Source organism: Alteromonas macleodii, from assembly GCF_903772925.1.
Classification (GTDB): domain Bacteria; phylum Pseudomonadota; class Gammaproteobacteria; order Enterobacterales; family Alteromonadaceae; genus Alteromonas; species Alteromonas macleodii_A.
Window position 1 is genome coordinate 2,470,996 of record NZ_LR812090.1, and the last position, 21,343, is coordinate 2,492,338.

A 21,343-nucleotide genomic window follows, 5' to 3' on the forward strand; every position below is an offset into this window, starting at 1 on the left:
CGTCTATACTTATCAGTAGTAAGGTCCACTACCCTATTATTTATGTCGCTGTTAATAGAATATTCATGTAAAAATCTTGATCTTTGCCTTATTAAATAATAGGTTTACAGCATGCTGGTCAGACCTCGATCGTTAACGACTTTTGTTTGAAGCGTTTTTACAGAATCGAAGATATGACAAGCGTAACGTTTAACGCCTTTCAGGAGTGAAGTATGGCAGATTTTATATGGTTTTTACTGGTCGTTCTGACACTAGCGATTGCTAGCTATCAGCGTACCAGCTTGGTAACAGCTGTTGCCATGGGCGCAGGTGTTATGATTTTAGGCACCCTTTTCGGTGATATCGGCCTACTAGGTTGGGTAGTGTTCCTTGCTTTAACGCTGCCGTTCACACTTGCTAATATTAGACAACAACACATTTCTAAAAAGTTGCTAGCCTTCTATCGCAAGGTTATGCCGGAAATGTCGAGCACAGAACAAGAAGCTATTGATGCGGGTACCGTTTGGTGGGACGGCGATATCTTTAGCGGTAAGCCAGACTGGGACAAGCTTCATCGCATCCCTAAAGGTCGCTTAACTGCAGAAGAGCAAGCGTTCCTAGATGGCCCTTGTGACAAAGTTTGCTCTATGGTCGATGAATGGCAGATAAACCACAAAGATGCGGACCTACCTCCTGAAATCTGGCAGTTCCTTAAAGAACACAAATTCTTCGCCATGATCATCAAGAAAGAATATGGTGGTCTTGAATTTTCAGCTTATGCGCAATCACGTGTCCTACAAAAGCTGGCAGGTGTAAGTGCAGTGCTATCAAGCACAGTTGGTGTACCAAATTCACTAGGCCCGGGTGAACTACTGCAACACTATGGTACGAAAGAGCAGCAAGATCACTATTTACCTCGCCTTGCAGAGGGTAAAGAAATCCCTTGTTTCGCATTAACTGGTCCTGAAGCAGGTTCAGATGCTGGCGCAATTCCAGATGTTGGTGTTGTTTGCAAAGGCGAATGGAACGGTGAAGAAGTACTGGGTATGCGCCTTACTTTTAACAAGCGCTATATCACTCTTGCACCTGTGGCTACAGTTATCGGCCTTGCTTTTAAACTGCAAGATCCTGAAGGTCTTCTTGGCGATAACAAAGAGCCGGGTATTACCTGTGCGCTTATCCCTCGCGACACTAAAGGTCTAGAAATTGGCCGACGTCATTTCCCTCTTAATACACCATTCCAGAATGGCCCTATCAAGGGTGAAGAAATCTTTGTACCTATCGATTACATTATCGGTGGTCCAGCGATGGCGGGTCGCGGATGGCGCATGCTTGTAGAATGTTTATCAGTAGGACGTTGTATTACCCTACCTTCTTCTGCTGCTGGTGGTGCAAAATCTGTTTCACTTGCAACCGGTGCATATGCACGTATTCGTCGTCAGTTCCGTATGCCTGTAGGTCATATGGAAGGTGTTGAAGAAATGCTTGCGCGTATTGGTGGTAATGCTTACTTAATGGATGGCGTAACGCGCTTTTCAACAGTGGGTGTTGACCTAGGCGAGAAACCTTCGGTTATCTCGGCAATCTGTAAGTACCATTTAACTGAGAAAATGCGTCAAGTCATCAATGACTCGATGGACGTTCACGGTGGTAAAGGCGTAATGCTTGGGCCAAACAACTACTTGGGCCGCGGCTATCAAGGCGTACCTGTATCAATTACGGTTGAAGGTGCAAATATCCTTACTCGTAACATGATGATATTTGGTCAAGGCGCAATGCGTTGTCACCCATACGTGCTTAAAGAAATTGAAGCTGCATCTATTGAAGACAAGAAAGAGGCTCTTCAAGCGTTTGATAAGGCAGTATTTGGTCATATCGGCTTTGCGGTAGCTAACACGGTTCGCAGTATTTGGTTCTCGTTAACTAATGGTGCGTTTAGCAGTGCGCCATTTACTGATGAAACAGCGCGTTACTATAAACTGCTTCAAGGTTATAGCGCTAACCTAGCACTTCTTACTGATGTTTCTATGGGCGTACTTGGCGGTGACCTTAAGCGTCGCGAGCGCTTGTCTGCGCGTTTAGGTGACATTTTAAGTGGTCTATACATGGGCAGCACTACTTTGAAGCGCTTTGACGAAGAAGGTCGTTTGAAAGAAGATCTTCCGCTTCTTCATTGGGCGATGCAAACCACATTGCACGACATTGAAACTGCAATTGATGACTTCTTAGCGAACTTCCCTAACCGCGCAATTGCAGCAGCGCTTCGCGTTATGGTTATTCCTTTTGGTCGTCGTATTGGCAAGCCTTCTGATAAAACAGAGCATGCTATTGCGCAAATGCTTCAAACGCCTTCAACTGCACGTAGCCGTCTAGGCTATGGCCAGTATTTAACTCGTGAGGAAGGCAGTTTGTTTGGCGACCTAGAACAAACACTTGACGATGTATTAGCAAGTGAACCTATCTTCGAGCGCATTTGTAAGCACAAGAAAGCCAAGCTACCGTTCACTCGATTGGACGTACTAGCTGATGAGGCATTAGCTGAAGATATTATTAACGATGAAGAAGCGAACTTGCTACGCAAGACAGAAGCAGGACGACTTCGCACCATCAACGTTGATGATTTCGATCACGAAGAGTTAGTAGCTAAAGTTAACTCAACGTCAGCTACTAAGAAACGAGGTGGTAAAGCTGCTTAGTTCAAACCCTAGAAAAGAAGGCCGCGAAAGCGGCCTTTTTTGTCAAAAATTCTTTATAGCTACGCTAATTGCTTTGACTGCACAAAGTACTAGCTTCGCCAACCCAGTAACCTGCGGTAATACTGAGCAAGCACAAGCTTTGTCTTTACTTATTGCTAACGATAAAGGTCAAAAACGCAATCTGTTGCAGTGCAACCCGACACTCGTTGAATTAGCTGAGGCTAAGGTGAAAGATATGGCCGACAGAGGCTTAGTTTCACATTTTATAGGTGGTAGCCCTAACACTCGCATTCGAAATGCGGGGCTTTCACTACCTGAATATTATGGTAAGGCTATGAGCAACCAAGTTGAAGCGTTAGCGGGCGGGTACACTACGGCTGATGATGTTTGGTATGCATTGAAAAGATCTACCTCTCATCGGCAGCACTTATTAGGCGAAATTCCGTTTTATGAAGAGCAAGATCAAATCGGTATCGCGTTTCATAAAGACTTTTCAACACCGCATGTTGAATACTGGGCGGTTTATGTTACTAAGTTAGCGGACACTGCTACTTCTCTAGAGGACGATAACTCATCAACAACGTTACTCTTGAAACGCCAAAAGCGGTTTGATCATGTACCTGATAAAGGTTTAGACATTGTAACCGAGAGCGGCAATATTACTTTAAAAACAGAACTTTAAAGACAAAAAAACCGGATGAATAATCCGGCTTTTTTTTAAAGCAAATTGCGGTTAGCTTAGCTGAAGCTTATCCATTAATAACACAGCCTGCGTACGAGTATTAATCTCTAGTTTACGCAGTATGGCACTGATATGTGCTTTAATAGTTGCTTCGGTGACATTCATTTCATGAGCAATCTGTTTGTTCATCAGGCCAGCTCTTAAATACGAAAGCACCTGAATTTGTTTTGGCGTTAGCTCACGGAAGCGTTGAAGTAACACTTTCAATTCATCATCAACTTTTTCAAGCTCTTCTTCCATACCTTCTGGAAGCCATTTCTTACCGCCGATAATATCTACGATAGCTTGAGCAATTTCTCGCGTTTGCGATACTTTAGGGATGAAACCCTGTGCGCCTAGGCTCATCACCTGAGCTACTACTTCAACCGTATCACTACCTGAAACTACACCAATAGGGATGTTTGGATACTGTTCACGTAGTGTGATAAGGCCGTTAAAATATTCACCGCCTGGCATGTTAAGATCAAGAAGCACTAGCTCAACGCCGTCGAATTCGTTAAGTTTTGCCAATGCATCGTCCAAACTTCCGGCTTGAATTATTTGTGCATTTTCAAAGTAAGGTTCCAACGCGCCGCTCAATGCCTCGCGAAACAATGGGTGATCGTCTGCTACTAGAATTCTCGTCATTAGCGTTACTGCTTCCTTTTTGTATTATGAGTATAGATTAATACTTTAGACCAGTAACGAAAAGACCTAATACTGAAAAATCCTGTAAAAAACTAACAAATTTAGCGTTTTCCATTGGCATTTACGTATCAGACGGTAAAATTGCGCCCCAAATTGGCTAATAGAAGATTCACAGTGAAGAAACACGACAATATTTATGCAAAGGCACTCAATAAAGTAGATGACTTTAAGTTTGATGAGTCTGTCGTTGATGTGTTTCCTGATATGATTCAGCGTTCAGTTCCCGGGTACGAAACGATTGTTCACACCATAGGCGAATTAGCTAAAACTGCAGTCACTTCAAATTCTGTGGTATACGACCTTGGCTGTAGTTTAGGTGCTGCGAGTCTATCTGTAGCTAGGGCGCTGCCTAGCGAAACATGTAAAATTATAGGTGTAGATGCATCTGAAGCCATGGTTGAACGCTGTAAGCGTGTTGTTCAAACGTTTTCACTTCCAAATCCTATTTCCATACAGCATGGCTTTGCGCAAGATATTGAGATAAATAACGCGTCCATGGTTGTTATGAACTTTACTTTACAGTTTATACCACCAGCTGACCGCGAAGCACTATTAAAAAGCATTTACGATGGGTTAAACCCAGGCGGTATTTTAGTATTGTCAGAGAAAATTCGTCACCCTACCCTCAATGGAAACGAATTACTTGTAGACTTACACCACCAGTTTAAACGCGACAATGGATACAGCGAGCTAGAAGTAAGTCAAAAACGCGCAGCGCTAGAGAAGGTTATGTTAACCGACACCTTCAGTGAACATGAAACTCGCCTGAAAAAAGTAGGGTTTACAGATGTAGTGATGTGGTACAAGTGCTATAACTTTACGTCCATGGTCGCCATTAAAAGTTAGGCACTAGCGTCTTTTAAACTTCGCGTTATTTCGATTTCAATACATATAAAGAAGACTATGAGTAAACTAGAACAGACTTGGTTTAACGATTGCTACAAATCGTTGATAGACAGCCCTCTTTCACATTGGCTGCAAACCCTACCTGCCCAAATGGACGACTGGCAGCGAAACGCAAAGCACGGCGAATTTGATAAATGGTGCCGGATGCTTGGAAAACTGCCATCGACCTATCCAAGCCATGTTGACCTTTCATCGAGCGTTTCGATAGGCACAAAAGACGACGTTGACGAATACACGCAAAAGCAAATAGAAGGTTTGCTGAAACAATTTATGCCATGGCGTAAGGGCCCTTTCCACCTGCATGGCATTCACATAGATACCGAGTGGCGTTCAGACTGGAAATGGGAACGTGTAGCACCTCACATTACCTCTTTAAAAGACCGAAACGTTTTAGACGTAGGTTGCGGTAGTGGCTATCACATGTGGCGTATGCTTGGCGAAGGGGCCGAAAAAGTAGTGGGTATAGATCCTACTCAATTGTTTCTTATTCAGTTTCACGCCATTAAGCAATTTATCAGTAATTCCACAACCCCTTGTGACAACATTCACTTTTTGCCATTAGGCATAGAAGAGATGCAGCCACTGAAAGCCTTTGACACTGTATTTTCGATGGGTGTTCTTTATCATCGCAAAGATCCTATGGCCTTTCTACAGCAGCTTAAAGATCAGCTAAGGAAAGGTGGAGAGTTAATACTTGAGACCCTTGTTGTTGATGGTGACGAAAACACTGTGCTAATGGCCGGTGAGCGCTATGCGCAAATGCGAAATGTTTGGTTTTTACCCAGTACCGCCGCTCTGTCTGTATGGCTAGGTCGCCTGGGATTTGAAAATATCCGCGTTGTGGATGTTAACCACACTACCTTAGACGAACAACGTGCAACGTCATGGATGGAATCACAATCTTTGAAAGATTTTCTCGATCAAGAAGATATTACTCGCACCATAGAAGGTTATCCTGCACCACAACGGGCCGTTATCGTAGCAAATAAGAAGTAATCCTTAGGGTACCTAGCATGTTACCCGATTGGCACAAATGTTGTTATCTTAATCGAGAAGAACGTGCGAATTCTGCATTGATTAAGGTGACAACATGGATATACATAGCTTTTTAACGACGCACCAATTGCCAAGTAGCTATGCAGAAACTGCACAAAAATGGTTCACGCCATTATGCAAGCAGCTGCTTAAGCACCAAGAAGGTGCAACAAAACCTTTCATCGTCGGTATAAATGGAAGTCAGGGTTCAGGTAAATCTACTCTGACCAGTTTTATCGAATCTTTCCTTTCATCAGTACATAATAAACAAGTTGTTTCACTGTCTATTGATGACTTTTATTTCGATCAATCTCAGCGCAACGCGCTAGCAATTAAAGTGCATCCGCTACTAGCAACGCGTGGTGTACCGGGTACACACGACGTTACCTTAGCTTTAAATACGCTTCGTAGTTTAGCTGCAGGCACGCGGACATCCCTACCTCGATTTAACAAGGCGACGGACAACCCATTCCCGCCAGAGCAGTGGCCTGTAATAGAATCTTCACCTGATTTCATCATACTAGAGGGATGGTGTGTGGGTGCGTCACCTCAGGCTTCTGGCGAATTAAAGCGCCCCGTGAATCACCTTGAAGAAGTTGAGGATCCACTAAGCATTTGGCGTTCATTTGTTAATACCGAATTAGCAGGCGATTACCAAACACTCTTCGACAAAATTGACTATCGCATCATGCTTAAAGCGCCAAGTTTCGATTGTGTTTATCAATGGCGGTTAGAACAGGAACACAAACTTGCCCAAAAAGCTTCCATTGATAGCGACGGCGTTATGTCTGATGAAGAAGTGGCAAACTTTGTGCAACACTATCAGCGCATCACTGAACACGCGTTAGCGCATTTGCCTGATAAGTGCGATACCGTATTTTATCTTGATGAAACAAGAACGATAACTAAACAGGACGTAAAACGATGACGAAAACGCTTGTTTTCACCGATATGGACGGCACGCTGTTAGACCACCATACCTACTCTTTCGAGGCGGCGAAACCGGCTTTAACGGCATTAGAAGCAAAAGACATCCCCGTTATTCCCACCACCAGTAAAACCTTTGCTGAATTACAGCCATTACGTGAAAGAATTGGCTTAGACGGGCCGTTTATTATTGAGAATGGTGCCGCTATTTTCATCCCCCATGGCTTTTTTAAACAAAAGCCTAGCGGCACGGTTTGGATAGACGGCTATTGGTGCAAAGCTTTTATCTCCAATAAAAATTATTGGATTAAGCTATTGGAAAAAATTGGCAGCGAATTTGAGGGTAAATATAAGCAGTTCTCAAAAATGTCAAACGCAGAAATTCAGGAGTGTACAGGTCTTGATGAGCGATCTGCGTCACTTGCAGCTAAGCGTCAGTTCGGTGAACCCGTTTTATGGTTGGGCAGTGACGATGAGAAACAGCGATTTTTAAAAGTTGTAAAAGATCGCGGCGCCTTTCCACTGGAGGGTGGCCGTTTTATACATATTTCAGGTAATTGCGATAAAGGCCAAGCGCTTAAGTGGCTGGCTAGTGAATATCAAAAGCAACATACCACCAAAGTAAATACCATTGCCCTTGGCGATGGTAAAAACGACGTAGCAATGCTTGAAGCGGCGCACGTCCCAATTCGCATTTTATCACCGGTAAACCCTCCGCCTGCTGTAAAAAAAGAAGAGGTCTATACCAGCACCCTAGCCGGCCCTGAAGGCTGGAACGAAATGCTTACTCAATTATTATCCCTATGATCAGGAGGACACATGGCTGATTTTTATCAAAATGGTGTGGTTACTACGTTACATAATTTGGCTCGTCGTCCTACCGAAGAGCTAGAAACAGAGCTTTTACAGTTTTCACAAAAGCGCCCTATGGCACTTATTCTTCCCTCGCTGTTTTCAGAACTAGAAGGTGATGCACTTCCGCATATTGTTAACGAACTCACTGGCGTTCCCTATTTATCAGAAATTGTAATTGGCCTAGACCGAGCCAATGAAGAACAGTACAAACACGCGCTTAAGTTCTTTGGAAAGCTACCTCAGCACCACAGAGTACTTTGGAACGATGGTCCGCGTCTTAAAGCGCTTGACGAAGAACTTCAGTCTCAGGGTCTAGCACCTAAAGAGTTAGGTAAAGGCCGTAATGTGTGGTACTGCATGGGCTATGTATTAGCGTCTAACAGAGCAGAATCTGTAGCATTACACGATTGCGACATTGTTACTTACAACAAAGACTTGCTTGCCAAGCTTATTTACCCTGTCGCTAACCCTATGTTCAACTATGAATTTTGTAAGGGGTACTATGCTCGTGTAGCTAACGGCAAAATTAATGGTCGTGTTTCACGTCTTCTGGTCACTCCCCTACTTCGCGCACTAAAACGCATTATGGGTGATAACGAGTACCTGGAGTTTATGGACAGCTTCCGCTACCCACTTGCAGGTGAATTTTCGTTTAGAAGGGATGTATTAAATGATATTCGTATACCAAGCGACTGGGGCTTAGAGATTGGCGTGTTGTCGGAAATGCACCGCAACTATTCACACAATCGTCTGTGCCAAGCAGATATATGCGATATTTATGACCATAAACACCAAGACCTTTCGCTTAATAATGACCAAGGTGGTTTGTCTAAAATGTCTATCGACATTACAAAGGCAATTTTCAGAAAGCTAGCTACGCAAGGCTACACGTTTAGCAATGAGATGTTCCGTTCGATTAAAGCGACCTATTTCAGAATTGCGCTAGACTTTATAGAGACTTATCACAATGATGCGGTAATGAATGGACTGAACTTAGACATTCATAGTGAAGAAAAAGCGGTAGAGATGTTCGCCAGCAATATAATGAAAGCGGGGCAAAACTTCTTAGAAAACCCGATGGAAACACCGTTTATACCAAGCTGGAACCGTGTAACCAGTGCGGTGCCAGATATTTTAGAACGACTATTAGAAGCGGTTGAAGCCGATACTGCAGAATATATGGAGTAAGTAATATGGCATGGGAGCATCTCCATGACAAAGTAAAACACCATTTAGAAAGCATTTATGCTGATGTAGCGCTAGACGTCTCTTACGAGACGCTAGCCACTGAACTAATGAATACAATAGGCATTCAGCAGCAAACCGACATTGCGTCACCTAAGTCACATCACAATTATTGGGATGAAGATGACATCATCATGATTACCTATGGTGATAGCGTTATTGACGACGACGAGCGCCCGCTGGTTACATTGAACAAGTTTCTTCATCGCTACTGTAGGAATACGGTGAACAATGTGCATATCTTGCCATTTTTTCCGTACAGTTCAGACGATGGATTCTCGGTTATCGATTATTCCACTGTGAACGAATCTTTAGGCTCGTGGGACGATATTGAAGCCATAGCCGCTGATTACGGACTAATGACAGATTTAGTGATCAATCATTGCTCTGCAAGAAGCGTGTGGTTCGATAACTTTATCAAAGGCGAAGGTCCGGGATCTGACTTTTTCTTTACAGCCGACCCCAGCGATGACTTATCTATGGTGACGCGCCCTCGTGTGTCGCCACTACTTCGCGAAACAGAAACTGCAAACGGTACTAAACACGTTTGGTGTACCTTTAGTCACGACCAAGTCGATTTTGACTTTAGAAACCCGAAAGTACTGCTGGCCTTTATTGATATTATTAAGCTTTACATCGACAAAGGCGCTAAGATTTTCCGTTTGGATGCCGTTGCATTTCTTTGGAAAATTGTAGGTACAAACTGTATCAACTTATTCCAAACCCATGAGGTTATTCGCTTGATAAGAACCCTTATTGAGCATGTGGACCCATCCATCATAATCATTACCGAGACCAATATTCCTAACAGGGAAAACTTGACGTATTTTGGTAATGCAAACGAAGCTCACGCTATTTACAACTTTTCACTACCGCCTTTGCTTGTAAACACCTTGGTGACTGGTGATTGCTCGTACTTGAAAAGTTGGATGATGAGTATGCCGCCGGCGCAAAACGGCACAGCCTATTTCAACTTTATTGCATCCCACGATGGTATTGGACTTCGCCCAGCAGAAGGCTTACTTTCTGAAGAGGAAATATCTGACTTAGTGCATGCCATGCAGCATTTTGGTGGAAAAGTATCGTGGCGCGCATCTGAGCACGGACAGCAAAAACCTTACGAGATCAATATTACGCTATTTGACGCTCTTCAAGGCACTATCAAAGGTCCGGACAAATATCAGGTTGACCGCTTTATCTGCGCCCACGCCATTATGTTAGGTATGGAGGGTATTCCAGGTATTTACATCCACAGTTTACTTGGTACATCTAACGATTATGAAAAAGTTGCTAATACCGGCCAAAATCGCTCTATAAATAGAAAACGCTGGGACTTTAGCGAACTTGAGGCGCTGTTAGACTCGCCTTTCTCTCAACATCATAAAGTACTAACGCGGATCTCGCAGCTTATACGCATACGTAAAGCACAGCCTGCATTCCACCCCAACGCCACGCAGTTTACACTACAACTAAATAATCAACTGTTTGGCTATTGGCGTCAAAGCTTGGACAGAAAACAAAGTATTTTCTGTATTAGTAATATTTCAGATGAAGAACAAACTATTCTGCTGTCGGACATTAACCTTATTGGTACCGATAACTGGATTGACCTTATCACCCGTGATGAAATAGCACTATCCAGCGGTTTCTTACAAATGAAGCCTTATCAAGTACTTTGGATCAGCAACCAAGATTTTGAGTAAATAGTTTACAAAATTTAGGTGGCTAATAAATCTTCCGCGGTACGGATACTGCGGTGTTATGATTATCACATTCGTTAGTTAATCAAGTTTGTAATGCAAGAAATTAATACCTTTCTTTTCGACTTAGACGGCACGCTGGTCGATTCTGTGCCAGATTTGGCTACAGCCCTTAATAAGATGCTAAGTGATTATCGACTACCAACTTATGACGAGCACGTTATACGACACTGGGTGGGAAATGGCGCCCGGGTTTTAGTGGAACGCGGGTTAAGTGGGGATACGAAAATAAACCACAACCGTAATCAATTAGAGGTTGATACTGCGTTAGATAAATTTCTTTTCTATTATCGAACGTTAGAAACTAAAAGTACTGTGCTTTACGATGGTGTTTTTGACACGCTACATGCGTTAAAACAGCGTGGTTATACGCTAGTATTGATAACTAACAAGCCTTCAGAGTTTATTGAGCCTATTTTGTCTTCATTCTCGTTGTCGTCTCTGTTTTCACTTACTATCGGCGGTGACAGTTTAGCGGAGAAAAAGCCGTCTGCCCTGCCCCTTTTATACGCCTGCGAACAGTTTACGATTTCACCTTCACAGTGTGTAATGGTAGGCGATTCCAAAAATGATATTCTTGCTGCAAAGGCAGCCAACATAAAAAGTATTGGCCTTACCTATGGGTACAATTACGGCGAAAGTATTGCGACCTATCAGCCTGACTGGGTGTTCGACAATTTTAATGACATACTAACGACGCTTAGCTAACTTGTTTATTTAAATAAACTAATTGATTTTTAACAGAAGACTGATGATACTCTCCGAGCTATTGAGAAAGGGACTTCCGTAGACAGTTAGGATGAAACCAACACTGTTTCATCAAACTCAATTGCGTTCTGGTTATCAATGTATAACTTCCCTTTCTTGCAGCCTCAATGCTTATGCATTTTGAAAATCATCAGAATAATAAAAGTTAATTGAAAAGGAATAATTATGTTTAAAAAGGCACTTTTAGCTGCAGCGTTAGTATCTGTTTCTATGTCCGCATCAGCGAACTGGGTTTTGGGAGTGAGTTATAGCAATTTATCAGACAGCGACGGTGATATTGATATTAGCCTTGGTGGTATCGTAGCGTCAGCAGGTTACAAATACGCGGTTAACCAAACGTTTTCACTCGTTCCTGAGCTAAGATACGGCATTGGCGTTAGCGACGACGAGATCTTTGGTGTAGATCTGGAATTAGATTCGTTTTACGCACTTTCACTTAGAGGTGAGTTTGACGTAACTGAAAATGTTTACGCTTATATCGCTCCTTCTTACGGTAAACTTGAAGTAACAGCCAGCGCGGGGGGATTTTCTGAATCTGACACATCAGATTGGGAATTTGGGATTGGTGGCGGCTTAGGCTATAAGTTTAATCCAACCACATCAGCTGAGGTTTCTTACGAGTCATTTGATGGTACAGACGTACTTAGCATCGGCGCCAAATTCGCATTCTAATTCTCTAATCGGTGAGTGGTGGAGTAAATAGATTCTTCGTCACTCACGGATAACGACGTAAATCAGCTTCAACATTCTTCTTCGCATCCTTCATTTCATTTTTGCCAACATTCTCTTATTTCACGCTTTAACCTTTGGTATAAGGGTGTTTTTTCTGTAATATCCGCCTGTTAAATAATTAATTGGAGTTGTTGGTATGTCATCTAAATGGCTTTCACTTGAAGAAGCCCTTACTAAAGCGCTTAACGCAGCAAAAGCGATAAACGACATTGAACAAGTGAGTATTTTTGACGCCAACAACCGCATCTTGGCCGAAGATGTTGTTGCACACATCAATGTTCCACCTTGGGACAACTCGGCGATGGACGGCTACGCCGTTAACGTTGAGGACCTTTCTAATAGCGCTGAGCTTGAAGTACAAGGTGTTATTACCGCAGGTATGAGCGCTGACGAGCCGCTTGTAAATGGCAAAGCGTTTAAAATAATGACTGGCGCACCTATTCCGGATAATGCCAATGCCGTCGTGATGGTAGAAAATACTGAAAATCGCGACGAAGTTGTAGTCATAAACAAACTTCCTTCTGCGAAAGAGAATATTCGCAAAAAAGCCAATGATATTGCCTGTGGCGATACGCTAATCAGCGAGGGCACCCGCCTTCACGCCGAGCACCTTATGTTGCTTTCCTCTCAAGGAAAAAGCACCGTAGCCGTTTACCGAAAGCTTCGCGTTGGGGTGGTAGCAACCGGTTCGGAACTTGCCGCCCCTGGTGACGCCCTTAAACCAACGCAAATTTTCGAGTCGAACCGCGTTGGCGTGAGCAGTATATTACGCAATGAAAACGTAGAACTTGTAGATTTCGGAATTGTGGAAGATGACGAAGCTTCCTTGCGTACGCTATTTATTGAAGCCAGCGAGCGTGTTGACGTGATGGTAAGTAGCGGTGGTGTTTCAGTTGGTGACGCAGACTACGTAAAAGATATCATCGCTGAACTAGGCACTATCGATTTTTGGAAAGTCGCGGTTAAACCGGGCAAACCTTTCGCTTTAGGCAAAATTAATAATACCTTGTTTTGTGGTTTACCGGGCAACCCCGTATCTTCATTTGTCACTGCTAAGTTACTGGTTGTACCCGTTATCAAGAAAATGCAAGGCCAAGCACAAAGCCACGAGCCGTTTTTTGTGAACGCGACTATTACCACATCACTTAAGCGCCGAGCGGGTCGACGAGATTTCCAGCGTGCAACTATGGTGAGAAACAACCAAGGAGAATGGGAAGTCACACCGTTTAAATCACAAAGTTCTGGTGTGATGACGTCAATCACCTCTGCCAACTGCCTTATGGTAGTGCATGAGGATATCAGCGAGCTGAAACCTGGTGACACGGTTCCCGTTATGCCACTGCATTTTTAAAACGGCTGTTGTTTAAACGCTTTACGTTAGATAACTTTTTTCGCGATTCGGTTTTGCTTCTGTATTTACCAAGAAACAATTATCAAAGCACTACGCGAAACAATTAGCCATTATCCTCGTCGCTCTTGGCGACTTATATAGAGACACATTACCGTGAATAAGAAACGCTTTCTTGTAGAAGGAAGAGATATTTTAAAGCTTGCGTGGCCATTGCTAGTTGCGCAAATTACACAGATGCTAATGGGCGTAAGCGATACCATTATGGCGGGGCGTTATAGCGCTACCGACATGGCAGCAGTGGCCCTTGGGTTTAGCATAACCGTACCACTTCTGTGTTTTATACAAGGTATAGCCCTTGCGCTTCCCCCTATTATTTCACGGTTACAGGGTAACAAAAGTATTAGCAGCATTGCTGATGCCAGCCAGCAAGCAGGCTACCTGATCTTCTTTGTAGGACTGGTAATAGCAGGGTTAATTCCCTTCAATGAAAATATGGTAGCGCTTTTTCCCATGGCGCCTGAACTGCACAGCATAACCGTAGACTACGTGCTTTACGTGCTATTTGCCATGCCGGGTTTTGCTTTGTACCAATGGCTTAGAAATTATTGTGAAGGCTTAGGTAAAACCAAGCCAACGATGATCATTACCGTAATTGGCTTGATGGCTAACATTGTTGGAAACTACCTATTTATTTACGGTGTTGGCCCACTGCCTGCCATGGGCGGCGCTGGTTGTGGTATTGCTACTGGCATCGTTATTTACACTATGCTGATTGCAACCTTCATCTATGTGCGCTTCGCCCCTGCTCTGCAAAAATACAATTTGTTTAGTCAGCTGTACACGCCAAACATGGTAACCATAAGCCGAACTTTTAAAATGGGCTTGCCTATTGCCATGACGATTTTGTTCGAAGTAACGCTGTTTTCAGTAGTTGCATTGTTATTAGCACCATTTGGTGCCACCACGGTAGCTGCCCACCAAGTAGCCCTGAATTTCTCGGCGCTTATGTTTATGTTTCCTATGAGTATTGGGATGGCTGCCGCCATCCGCATTGGGTATCGCATTGGGCAAAGAAATCAGCGTCAGGCTAAAATAGCAGCCCGTACTGCTATTCTTATCGGCTTTTTCACCTCAGCATGTACGGCGAGCTTCACTCTGCTGGCTAAAGGTTTCATTATTGGGCTATATACCAGCGACGATGCTGTTTACACGTTAGCTAACGCGCTACTCATATATGCTGCCCTGTTTCAGCTATCAGACGCCGTTCAGGTTATCTCTGCCAATGCATTACGCGGATACAAAGACACTACAGCGATGTTTATCATTACCTTTGTGTCGTACTGGTTAATAGGTCTTCCTACGGGTGTCGTGTTGGGAAGAACAGACTGGATAACGGCTGAGCCGATGGCTGCAGCAGGGTTCTGGATTGGATTTATCGTAGGCTTAAGTGCGGCAGCAGTAATGCTAGGCGCGCGCCTTCTTCATATTCAAAGGCCAAGTGCAGCTCACCGCTTAGCGAGTGCTTAAACAGACTTATTAGCGAAGGCTACCTAAAAAGCACTGGAAACTGGAAACTGTAAAAAGGGCTAGTCTGGCTTTTTGACATTTTCCCAATCTTGCGGGGTGTCTATATCAAATTGTGCATTGGGTATAGACACGGCCTTTACTTTCCCTAACTTCGCATACTTTTTAATAATTGGCTTAGCGCCAGTATCTCCCTGTAGCGCTAATAATTCGCTAAACATTTCCTCTGGGAAAATGGCAGGCACTGTTAACCGGCTATTAGGTTTTCCATCCTTCTGCCCATCGCTCTGCCCGTCCTTCTCCCCATGCTTCTGCCACTCGCTACACACTATGTGGTTTGGATAAGCTTTAGAAGCATCAATAAGGCGGATAAGGTCTTGAGTGTTAAGGCTTGGTAAGTCAGCGAGGGTAAAAAGCACATGTGAAGGCTTGGTGGCCAAAGACTCTGCTTCTGGTAGAGACGAATTTGGAAGCGAAGATGGTGAAAGCGACGTTTCTGGCCGCAATGCTAGGCTCAATAGATGTGAAAGCCCACTGCGAATGCTTGATGCTATCCCCTCTTCCCACTGCCTATTGTGTATCACCTCAATAGGAGTTTCAGTTAGACCACAAAAAGCTTCAGCTAATTGCGAACTCACGCTGTCGTGCCATTTACCTACCACCACCGTGACTGGATGTTTACTCGTTGACCGTATTGCATCGCGAGCGCGAATAACTTCGGTAGCACTGTGCTGAACAAGCGGTAATTTTGTAACAGGATGCTCTGATAAGAGCTTGTTACCGGCATAGCGGGAACTTTGCCCGCCTGCGAGTAAAACAAAAGCTAAGCGATAAACATCCGAACTCAATGTAACACCTATTGGTTAAAGCGCGTAATCAAAACAGACGCAAAATAACTAACGTCGCAATAAAACGCACTTTTTTGTTAACGCGCTTGTGCCAAGGCAGTATACGGGTGTGCATAATAGCCTTGCTCCCTTAAATGACTCAACGGCTTCGACTAAGCCCTTTAATCGCTTCCGTCAACCCTTCAAGGGTCAGCCCATACATTCTGTCTTCCATTATTTCGCGAATAATTTTTATAGACGAATAATACGGCCAATAATTTTCAGGCTGAGGGTTAAGCCACACCGCGTTATTAAAGTGGTTTAACAAACGCTGCATCCATACACTACCAGGCTCTTCATTCCAATGCTCTACACTGCCCCCTGGGTAGGTAATTTCATACGGCCCCATGGTAGCGTCACCTACAAAGATAACCTTATAGTCTTTACCGTAGCGATGAATGATATCCCAGATTGGGATACGCTCTTTATTGCGGCGAAGATTATCTTTCCACACTTCTTCATACACGCAATTATGAAAGTAAAAGTACTCAAGGTACTTAAACTCGGTCTGCACTGCTGAAAAAAGCTCTTGGGTGCTTTTTACGTGAGGGTCCATAGAGCCCCCCACATCAAAGAACATCAACACTTTTACCGCATTATGACGCTCTGGCGCCATATGAATATCAAGCAAGCCACCTTTTTTTGCGGTTTCGCCTATCGTCGTAGGCACATCTAGGTGCTCGCTGGCACCCGTGCGAGCAAACTTGCGCAGCTTTCTTAGCGCCACTTTAATGTTACGCGTACCCAGCTCAACATCTGAACTTAAGTTTTTGAACTCACGCTTATCCCACACTTTAGCCGCCGAGAACTTTCTATTCCCTTTTTGCCCTATTCGCACGCCTTCTGGGTTGTCGCCATAGGCTCCAAATGGCGAGGTACCGCCCGTGCCAACCCACTTGTTTCCACCTTGGTGACGTTTTTCTTGTTCTTCTAAACGCTTCTTCAAGGTTTCCATCAGTTCGTCGAGGCCGCCTGCCTTACGCAGCGCCTCGCGCTCTTCCGGGCTTAAGTTTTTCTCGATTTCCTTACGAAGCCACTCTTCAGGAATGTCTTTACCGAACAAGTCGATAGACTCTACGCCTTCGAAATACTCAGCAAACGCCCTATCGAACTTATCGTATTGGGTTTCGTCTTTCACCATAATGGTACGAGACAAGCTGTAGAAAGCTTCGATGTCGGCGTACACCACGTGATGCTCTAACGCTTTAAGCAAATCAAGCAACTCGCGCAACGTGGTTTTGACCTGATATTTTCGCAGCGTATAAAAAAACTGAATAAGCATTAGCGACGCGCCATAAAGACCAGTTTTTCAAACAAATGAATGTCTTGCTCATTCTTAAGCAATGCGCCGTATAATGGCGGTATTGCTGCTTTACCGTCTTTTGAATGCAGCGCTTCTGGTGGAATATCTTCAGCAACCAAAAGCTTCAGCCAGTCGATAAGTTCAGACGTAGAAGGTTTTTTCTTAAGCCCTGGTACATCGCGAATTTCAAAGAAGGCTTTCAATGCTTCATCAAGCAACTTTTTCTTTAAATCTGGGAAATGTACATTAACGATTTCTTGCATTTCCTCTGGATTCGGGAACTGAATGTAGTGGAAAAAACAGCGGCGCAAGAAAGCGTCTGGCAGCTCTTTTTCATTGTTTGAAGTAATGATTACAATAGGACGCTGTTTCGCGACTACACGCTCTTGTGTTTCATAAACGAAGAACTCCATTTTATCGAGCTCTAGTAATAAATCGTTAGGAAACTCAATGTCAGCTTTATCAATTTCGTCAATCAAAAGTACCGGGCGCTTTTCTGCGCTAAACGCCTCCCACAACTTGCCTTTTACAATGTAATTGCTGATATCGTGCACGCGATCATCGCCAAGTTGAGAGTCGCGAAGACGCGATACTGCATCATATTCGTACAATCCTTGCTGCGCTTTGGTGGTTGATTTAATGTGCCATTGAATTAACTCGGTACTTAAACTCTCTGCCAACTCTTCAGCTAGCATGGTTTTACCTGTGCCCGGCTCACCCTTGATCAAAAGCGGACGCTCTAGCGTAATGGCAGCATTAACCGCCAGCTGTAAGTCTTTGGTTGCGATATAATTAGACGTGCCACTAAAAGCCATTATTGTTGTACTCCGTATAATTTTTCGTCTTTGCAATTTTAACTATAATATCAAGGCCTTCTCATGATTGCCCATAGATATAACATATAGCTAAAAAGCACTTTGCATTTTACTGATTGGGACCAATGATATAGGGGTATGACGAAATCCCCTAATTCAGGCTGTGAATTATTAACTATCACACGCGTTGAATTATTAACTATTAAAAAGGTCGTACAGATCACGACAGACGGGGTTTCCTATAAAATAAGGAACGAGGTAAGGATTTATAATGAACGTATTTGACGACAATTCCCTATCTATTGGCCGCACGCCACTAGTTAAGCTAAATCGCGTAACATCAGGTAATGTATACGCAAAAATTGAATCGCGTAACCCAAGCTTCAGCGTTAAGTGCCGCATTGGCGCAAACATGATTTGGGATGCTGAAAAGCGCGGTGTCCTTACCGAAGGTAAAGAAATTGTAGAGCCTACCAGTGGTAACACAGGTATTGCATTAGCTTTTGTTGCAGCGTCTCGCGGTTACAAGCTAACGCTAACCATGCCTAGCAGCATGAGCCTTGAGCGTCGTAAACTTTTAAAAGCACTGGGCGCAAACCTTGTTCTTACTGAAGCGCCTAAGGGCATGAAAGGTGCCGTTGCCGCTGCACAAGAAATTGTGGCATCAGATCCAGACAAATACGTGTTGCTTCAACAATTCGACAACCCTGCTAACCCAGCTATTCACGAAAAAACGACAGGGCCTGAAATTTGGGAAGATACCGACGGTAAAGTTGATGCCTTCGTAGCAGGTGTAGGTACGGGTGGTACTATTACGGGTGTAAGTCGCTACCTTAAGAACACAAAAGGTAAAGCGATTACTTCTATTGCCGTTGAGCCAACAGACTCACCAGTAATTACCCAAGCGCTTGCGGGTGAAGAACTAACCCCTGGACCACACAAAATTCAGGGTATCGGCGCAGGTTTCATTCCAGGTAACCTGGATTTAGACCTAATCGATGAAGTTGAACAAGTTACCAACGACGAATGTATGGAAATGGCGCGCAAGCTAATGACCGACGAAGGTATTCTTGCGGGTATTTCTTCTGGTGCTGCCGTTGTTGCCGCTAAGCGTTTTGCTGAACGCCCAGAAAATAAAGATAAAGTAGTTGTAGTGCTTCTAGCAAGTGGTACAGAACGTTACTTAAGCAGCCCACTATTTGCTGGTGCGTTCGACGAGCAAGAAGAAGTGCAATAACTGCCTTTCAATTTCAATAATGCTAAAACGAGGCCCGGTGCCTCGTTTTTTTATGCTTCAAATAAAACCTTGTTTTAACAACAATTTGTAAAACCCTATCGTCACTTTGCTTTTATACAGTTTTTTGTGAATAATCCGCTTAGCAAACTTCTTGGCAGTCGTTATATTGACTTAGCTAAGATATGAAACTATCAATAAGAAACGGACCTCTTTATATTAAGGTAACCCAAATGAAAACGCGTATGTGGTACGCCCTATTAGGGCTTTTTACAGTTTTGATTTTATCGGCTTGTGGTGAGAAAAAAGAAGGAATTGGGCGGTATGGCATGCTTGACGAAAGCACACCTGAATACACCACAGTTATGTTCCTAAAAAGTGTTTACGAAGACGATAATCTTGACACAGCAATACGCCTATCCAGTGAAAAAATGTCGCGCATACTAACGCGATACCACACCAATAGTAACGTTCAACGACATTTGCTTAATTTAAAGTACGACACTGTAACCGTAACCCCGCAAAGTGCAGGTAAGATTGGTAGAAACGAATTTTCAGAGAAATCCACTATTACCGTATTTTTGAGCGGAAACTATAATGGCGACAAAGTAGAAGACCTTCGAAGCCTAGATTTGATAAAAGAAGATGGCGAATGGAAGGTAAACAAAATTCACCCTGACGCCTATTTATAACAAATAAAGTAAATACTGTACTTATATACAGCACCCACTATTTTTACGATAAGTAAAAATAAAAAGGATGTTTTCCGGCTTTTAAGCTCAGATACATTTATTTTTTGTTTAATGTGTTGTTTTAGGGTGATAACTTAAAGCAACACAATACTGATATACGGATATTTTCCACTTTGCATAAAGGATTTTTTCCGGACACTAAATTGTTATATGCCAAAGGAATACGGACATTATCTGGTTTAAAAAACTCAAAAGCCCTCACGTGCCTTTAGGCATTCCAATAGAAGATGGATTGGCTATATTAAAAAAGATTGGCAGCCCCGTCTTTTTTGAGTCCGAAGAGGAAAGGCAATATAAAGTTTCAAATGCAGCTTACAATGTAGCTATTTATGAAACGGATGGCATTGTTTCAAGTTCTTGGTACGACGATCCCATTGGAAGGTCTTGGAACCTTGGGAGACAGAAAAAAGTAAATCTATACCTTTCTCGCTACGACAATATCAGTAACTGGGAAGCTAGGCTCAATAATGGATATATTCAGTTCTATTTTAACGATACGCTTGGATTGAGCATGTCTTATGGATTACACAAAGATGTCATCAGGTTTAATAAACAAGGCATATAACAACCCAATAAACTCACTCACTACGTTCGCTGGGACGCATACACGTGGGGCGGCTACGCCATTATGCCCCCACATGTTTGCGCCCGTTATTGGAAAGTTAGCTGCAAAATGGAAACTCGATACAAAGTCAGAATAAAAACCAAAGTCAAAGTAAGGCTTATTGCAACAATGACGTTGATAGTATTGCCTTTAGCTTTATTCGGGCTTTATCTCTTCGAGTATAAAACTCCGCAAGTTGAAATAAGAAACCACTTTCCAGCAGAAGTCATCGAATTTCCGAAATGGAGTGCGCCGAGAATAGGAAAAGGAATATACTCGAAATATGTAGGTTATCCATATTATGCAGCAGTAAACTACAAAGGCGAGACGTATGGCGTTGGCAGCTTCAAGCCGCTATATCCCGGCACAAAAGTTTGTATTGGAGCTGTTGTTAAAGGAGATTCAAACGAAGTTATCAACTATGTTAATGTCGATTTGAGCAATTGCAGCTAACAAACGCATAAACTCGCTCGCGGGCTCGCTGGGACAAAAACACGTAGGCTCCCTTCGCTTCGCTCAGTATTATAGCCTACGTATTTTT

General features: G+C 43.4%; 20 protein-coding genes. 16 read left to right on the forward strand and 4 right to left on the reverse strand.

The genetic code is table 11. The annotated features are described in order from the left end of the window. Positions 1-212: 212 nt before the first annotated feature. Together fadE and PCAR9_RS10675 are read left to right on the forward strand one after the other, a co-directional pair. Positions 213-2,675, forward strand: a complete 2,463-nt coding sequence (gene fadE / locus PCAR9_RS10670; RefSeq protein WP_179983571.1) for an acyl-CoA dehydrogenase FadE — start codon at positions 213-215, stop codon at positions 2,673-2,675. Continuing rightward, positions 2,659-3,357 carry a CAP domain-containing protein gene (locus tag PCAR9_RS10675; RefSeq protein WP_179983572.1) on the forward strand — a complete coding sequence of 233 codons (699 nt, stop codon included), beginning with the start codon at positions 2,659-2,661 and terminating at the stop codon, positions 3,355-3,357. Before fadE ends, PCAR9_RS10675 begins: the two co-directional genes overlap by 17 nt. A 51-nt stretch (positions 3,358-3,408) precedes the next feature. On the opposite strand, the gene PCAR9_RS10680 is transcribed toward PCAR9_RS10675, so the two are convergent. Continuing rightward, positions 3,409-4,044: a response regulator transcription factor gene (locus tag PCAR9_RS10680; protein WP_179983573.1), complete on the reverse strand. Its 636-nt coding sequence runs from the start codon at positions 4,042-4,044 to the stop codon at positions 3,409-3,411. A 174-nt stretch (positions 4,045-4,218) separates the two neighbouring features. Here PCAR9_RS10680 and cmoA point away from each other — a divergent pair, with 174 nt between their 5' ends. From cmoA to PCAR9_RS10730, 10 genes are all read left to right on the forward strand, one after another. Continuing rightward, the gene (cmoA, locus tag PCAR9_RS10685; protein WP_179983574.1) at positions 4,219-4,950 is read left to right on the forward strand and encodes a carboxy-S-adenosyl-L-methionine synthase CmoA; all 732 of its coding nucleotides are present in this window, start codon (positions 4,219-4,221) and stop codon (positions 4,948-4,950) included. Between the two features lie 57 nt (positions 4,951-5,007). Next, positions 5,008-6,006: a tRNA 5-methoxyuridine(34)/uridine 5-oxyacetic acid(34) synthase CmoB gene (gene cmoB / locus PCAR9_RS10690; protein ID WP_179983575.1), complete on the forward strand. Its 999-nt coding sequence runs from the start codon at positions 5,008-5,010 to the stop codon at positions 6,004-6,006. 94 nt (positions 6,007-6,100) lie between these two features. Further along, positions 6,101-6,973, forward strand: coding sequence for a kinase (locus tag PCAR9_RS10695; RefSeq protein WP_179983576.1), 873 nt, complete (start codon positions 6,101-6,103; stop codon positions 6,971-6,973). Next, positions 6,970-7,779 carry an HAD-IIB family hydrolase gene (locus tag PCAR9_RS10700; RefSeq protein ID WP_179983577.1) on the forward strand — a complete coding sequence of 270 codons (810 nt, stop codon included), beginning with the start codon at positions 6,970-6,972 and terminating at the stop codon, positions 7,777-7,779. Before PCAR9_RS10695 ends, PCAR9_RS10700 begins: the two co-directional genes overlap by 4 nt. A gap of 12 nt (positions 7,780-7,791) precedes the next feature. Further along, a complete protein-coding gene (locus PCAR9_RS10705; protein WP_179983578.1) occupies positions 7,792-9,015 on the forward strand; it encodes a glycosyltransferase family protein in 1,224 nt (407 codons plus the stop codon). A 5-nt stretch (positions 9,016-9,020) separates the two neighbouring features. After that, positions 9,021-10,775 (forward strand): sugar phosphorylase, encoded by a 1,755-nt coding sequence (locus tag PCAR9_RS10710; RefSeq protein WP_179983579.1) that lies wholly within the window; start codon positions 9,021-9,023, stop codon positions 10,773-10,775. Between the two features lie 93 nt (positions 10,776-10,868). Beyond that, positions 10,869-11,540, forward strand: a complete 672-nt coding sequence (locus tag PCAR9_RS10715; protein WP_179983580.1) for a phosphoglycolate phosphatase — start codon at positions 10,869-10,871, stop codon at positions 11,538-11,540. Between the two features lie 225 nt (positions 11,541-11,765). Continuing rightward, positions 11,766-12,272, forward strand: a complete 507-nt coding sequence (locus PCAR9_RS10720) for an outer membrane beta-barrel protein (RefSeq protein ID WP_179983581.1) — start codon at positions 11,766-11,768, stop codon at positions 12,270-12,272. A 196-nt stretch (positions 12,273-12,468) separates the two neighbouring features. Next, positions 12,469-13,683, forward strand: coding sequence for a molybdopterin molybdotransferase MoeA (moeA, locus tag PCAR9_RS10725; RefSeq protein ID WP_179983582.1), 1,215 nt, complete (start codon positions 12,469-12,471; stop codon positions 13,681-13,683). A gap of 153 nt (positions 13,684-13,836) precedes the next feature. Continuing rightward, positions 13,837-15,210: an MATE family efflux transporter gene (locus PCAR9_RS10730; protein ID WP_179983583.1), complete on the forward strand. Its 1,374-nt coding sequence runs from the start codon at positions 13,837-13,839 to the stop codon at positions 15,208-15,210. 59 nt (positions 15,211-15,269) lie between these two features. Here the strand turns inward: PCAR9_RS10730 and PCAR9_RS10735 are convergent, their stop codons facing one another. The 3 genes from PCAR9_RS10735 to PCAR9_RS10745 all read right to left on the reverse strand — a co-directional run bounded on the left by PCAR9_RS10735 (position 15,270) and on the right by PCAR9_RS10745 (position 18,212). Further along, the gene (locus PCAR9_RS10735) at positions 15,270-16,055 is read right to left on the reverse strand and encodes a nucleotidyltransferase family protein (protein WP_179983584.1); all 786 of its coding nucleotides are present in this window, start codon (positions 16,053-16,055) and stop codon (positions 15,270-15,272) included. 139 nt (positions 16,056-16,194) lie between these two features. Further along, positions 16,195-17,376 (reverse strand): vWA domain-containing protein, encoded by a 1,182-nt coding sequence (locus PCAR9_RS10740; RefSeq protein ID WP_179983585.1) that lies wholly within the window; start codon positions 17,374-17,376, stop codon positions 16,195-16,197. Next, entirely contained in the window at positions 17,376-18,212 is an 837-nt protein-coding gene (locus PCAR9_RS10745) for an AAA family ATPase (RefSeq protein WP_179983586.1), read from the reverse strand. The genes PCAR9_RS10740 and PCAR9_RS10745 overlap by 1 nt, the downstream gene beginning before the upstream one ends. Positions 18,213-18,483: 271 nt before the next feature. Here PCAR9_RS10745 and cysK point away from each other — a divergent pair, with 271 nt between their 5' ends. From cysK to PCAR9_RS10765, 4 genes are all read left to right on the forward strand, one after another. After that, the gene (gene cysK, locus PCAR9_RS10750) at positions 18,484-19,449 is read left to right on the forward strand and encodes a cysteine synthase A (RefSeq protein WP_179983587.1); all 966 of its coding nucleotides are present in this window, start codon (positions 18,484-18,486) and stop codon (positions 19,447-19,449) included. 230 nt (positions 19,450-19,679) lie between these two features. Continuing rightward, positions 19,680-20,138, forward strand: coding sequence for a nuclear transport factor 2 family protein (locus tag PCAR9_RS10755; protein ID WP_118494447.1), 459 nt, complete (start codon positions 19,680-19,682; stop codon positions 20,136-20,138). A 262-nt stretch (positions 20,139-20,400) separates the two neighbouring features. Continuing rightward, positions 20,401-20,763 (forward strand): hypothetical protein, encoded by a 363-nt coding sequence (locus tag PCAR9_RS10760; RefSeq protein WP_232091176.1) that lies wholly within the window; start codon positions 20,401-20,403, stop codon positions 20,761-20,763. Positions 20,764-20,871: 108 nt separating this feature from the next. Then, positions 20,872-21,255 carry a hypothetical protein gene (locus tag PCAR9_RS10765; protein ID WP_179983588.1) on the forward strand — a complete coding sequence of 128 codons (384 nt, stop codon included), beginning with the start codon at positions 20,872-20,874 and terminating at the stop codon, positions 21,253-21,255. Positions 21,256-21,343 lie beyond the last annotated feature (88 nt).

Coding starts and splice junctions, on each gene's coding strand:
- fadE (WP_179983571.1), top strand. CDS start 213: ATGGCAGATTTTATATGGTTTTTACTGGTCGTTCTGACACTAGCGATT.
- PCAR9_RS10710 (WP_179983579.1), top strand. CDS start 9,021: ATGGCATGGGAGCATCTCCATGACAAAGTAAAACACCATTTAGAAAGC.
- cmoB (WP_179983575.1), top strand. CDS start 5,008: ATGAGTAAACTAGAACAGACTTGGTTTAACGATTGCTACAAATCGTTG.
- PCAR9_RS10705 (WP_179983578.1), top strand. CDS start 7,792: ATGGCTGATTTTTATCAAAATGGTGTGGTTACTACGTTACATAATTTG.
- PCAR9_RS10740 (WP_179983585.1), bottom strand. CDS start 17,376: ATGCTTATTCAGTTTTTTTATACGCTGCGAAAATATCAGGTCAAAACC.
- PCAR9_RS10755 (WP_118494447.1), top strand. CDS start 19,680: ATGAAAACGCGTATGTGGTACGCCCTATTAGGGCTTTTTACAGTTTTG.
- cysK (WP_179983587.1), top strand. CDS start 18,484: ATGAACGTATTTGACGACAATTCCCTATCTATTGGCCGCACGCCACTA.
- PCAR9_RS10695 (WP_179983576.1), top strand. CDS start 6,101: ATGGATATACATAGCTTTTTAACGACGCACCAATTGCCAAGTAGCTAT.
- PCAR9_RS10700 (WP_179983577.1), top strand. CDS start 6,970: ATGACGAAAACGCTTGTTTTCACCGATATGGACGGCACGCTGTTAGAC.
- PCAR9_RS10715 (WP_179983580.1), top strand. CDS start 10,869: ATGCAAGAAATTAATACCTTTCTTTTCGACTTAGACGGCACGCTGGTC.
- PCAR9_RS10720 (WP_179983581.1), top strand. CDS start 11,766: ATGTTTAAAAAGGCACTTTTAGCTGCAGCGTTAGTATCTGTTTCTATG.
- PCAR9_RS10680 (WP_179983573.1), bottom strand. CDS start 4,044: ATGACGAGAATTCTAGTAGCAGACGATCACCCATTGTTTCGCGAGGCA.
- PCAR9_RS10765 (WP_179983588.1), top strand. CDS start 20,872: ATGGAAACTCGATACAAAGTCAGAATAAAAACCAAAGTCAAAGTAAGG.
- moeA (WP_179983582.1), top strand. CDS start 12,469: ATGTCATCTAAATGGCTTTCACTTGAAGAAGCCCTTACTAAAGCGCTT.
- PCAR9_RS10745 (WP_179983586.1), bottom strand. CDS start 18,212: ATGGCTTTTAGTGGCACGTCTAATTATATCGCAACCAAAGACTTACAG.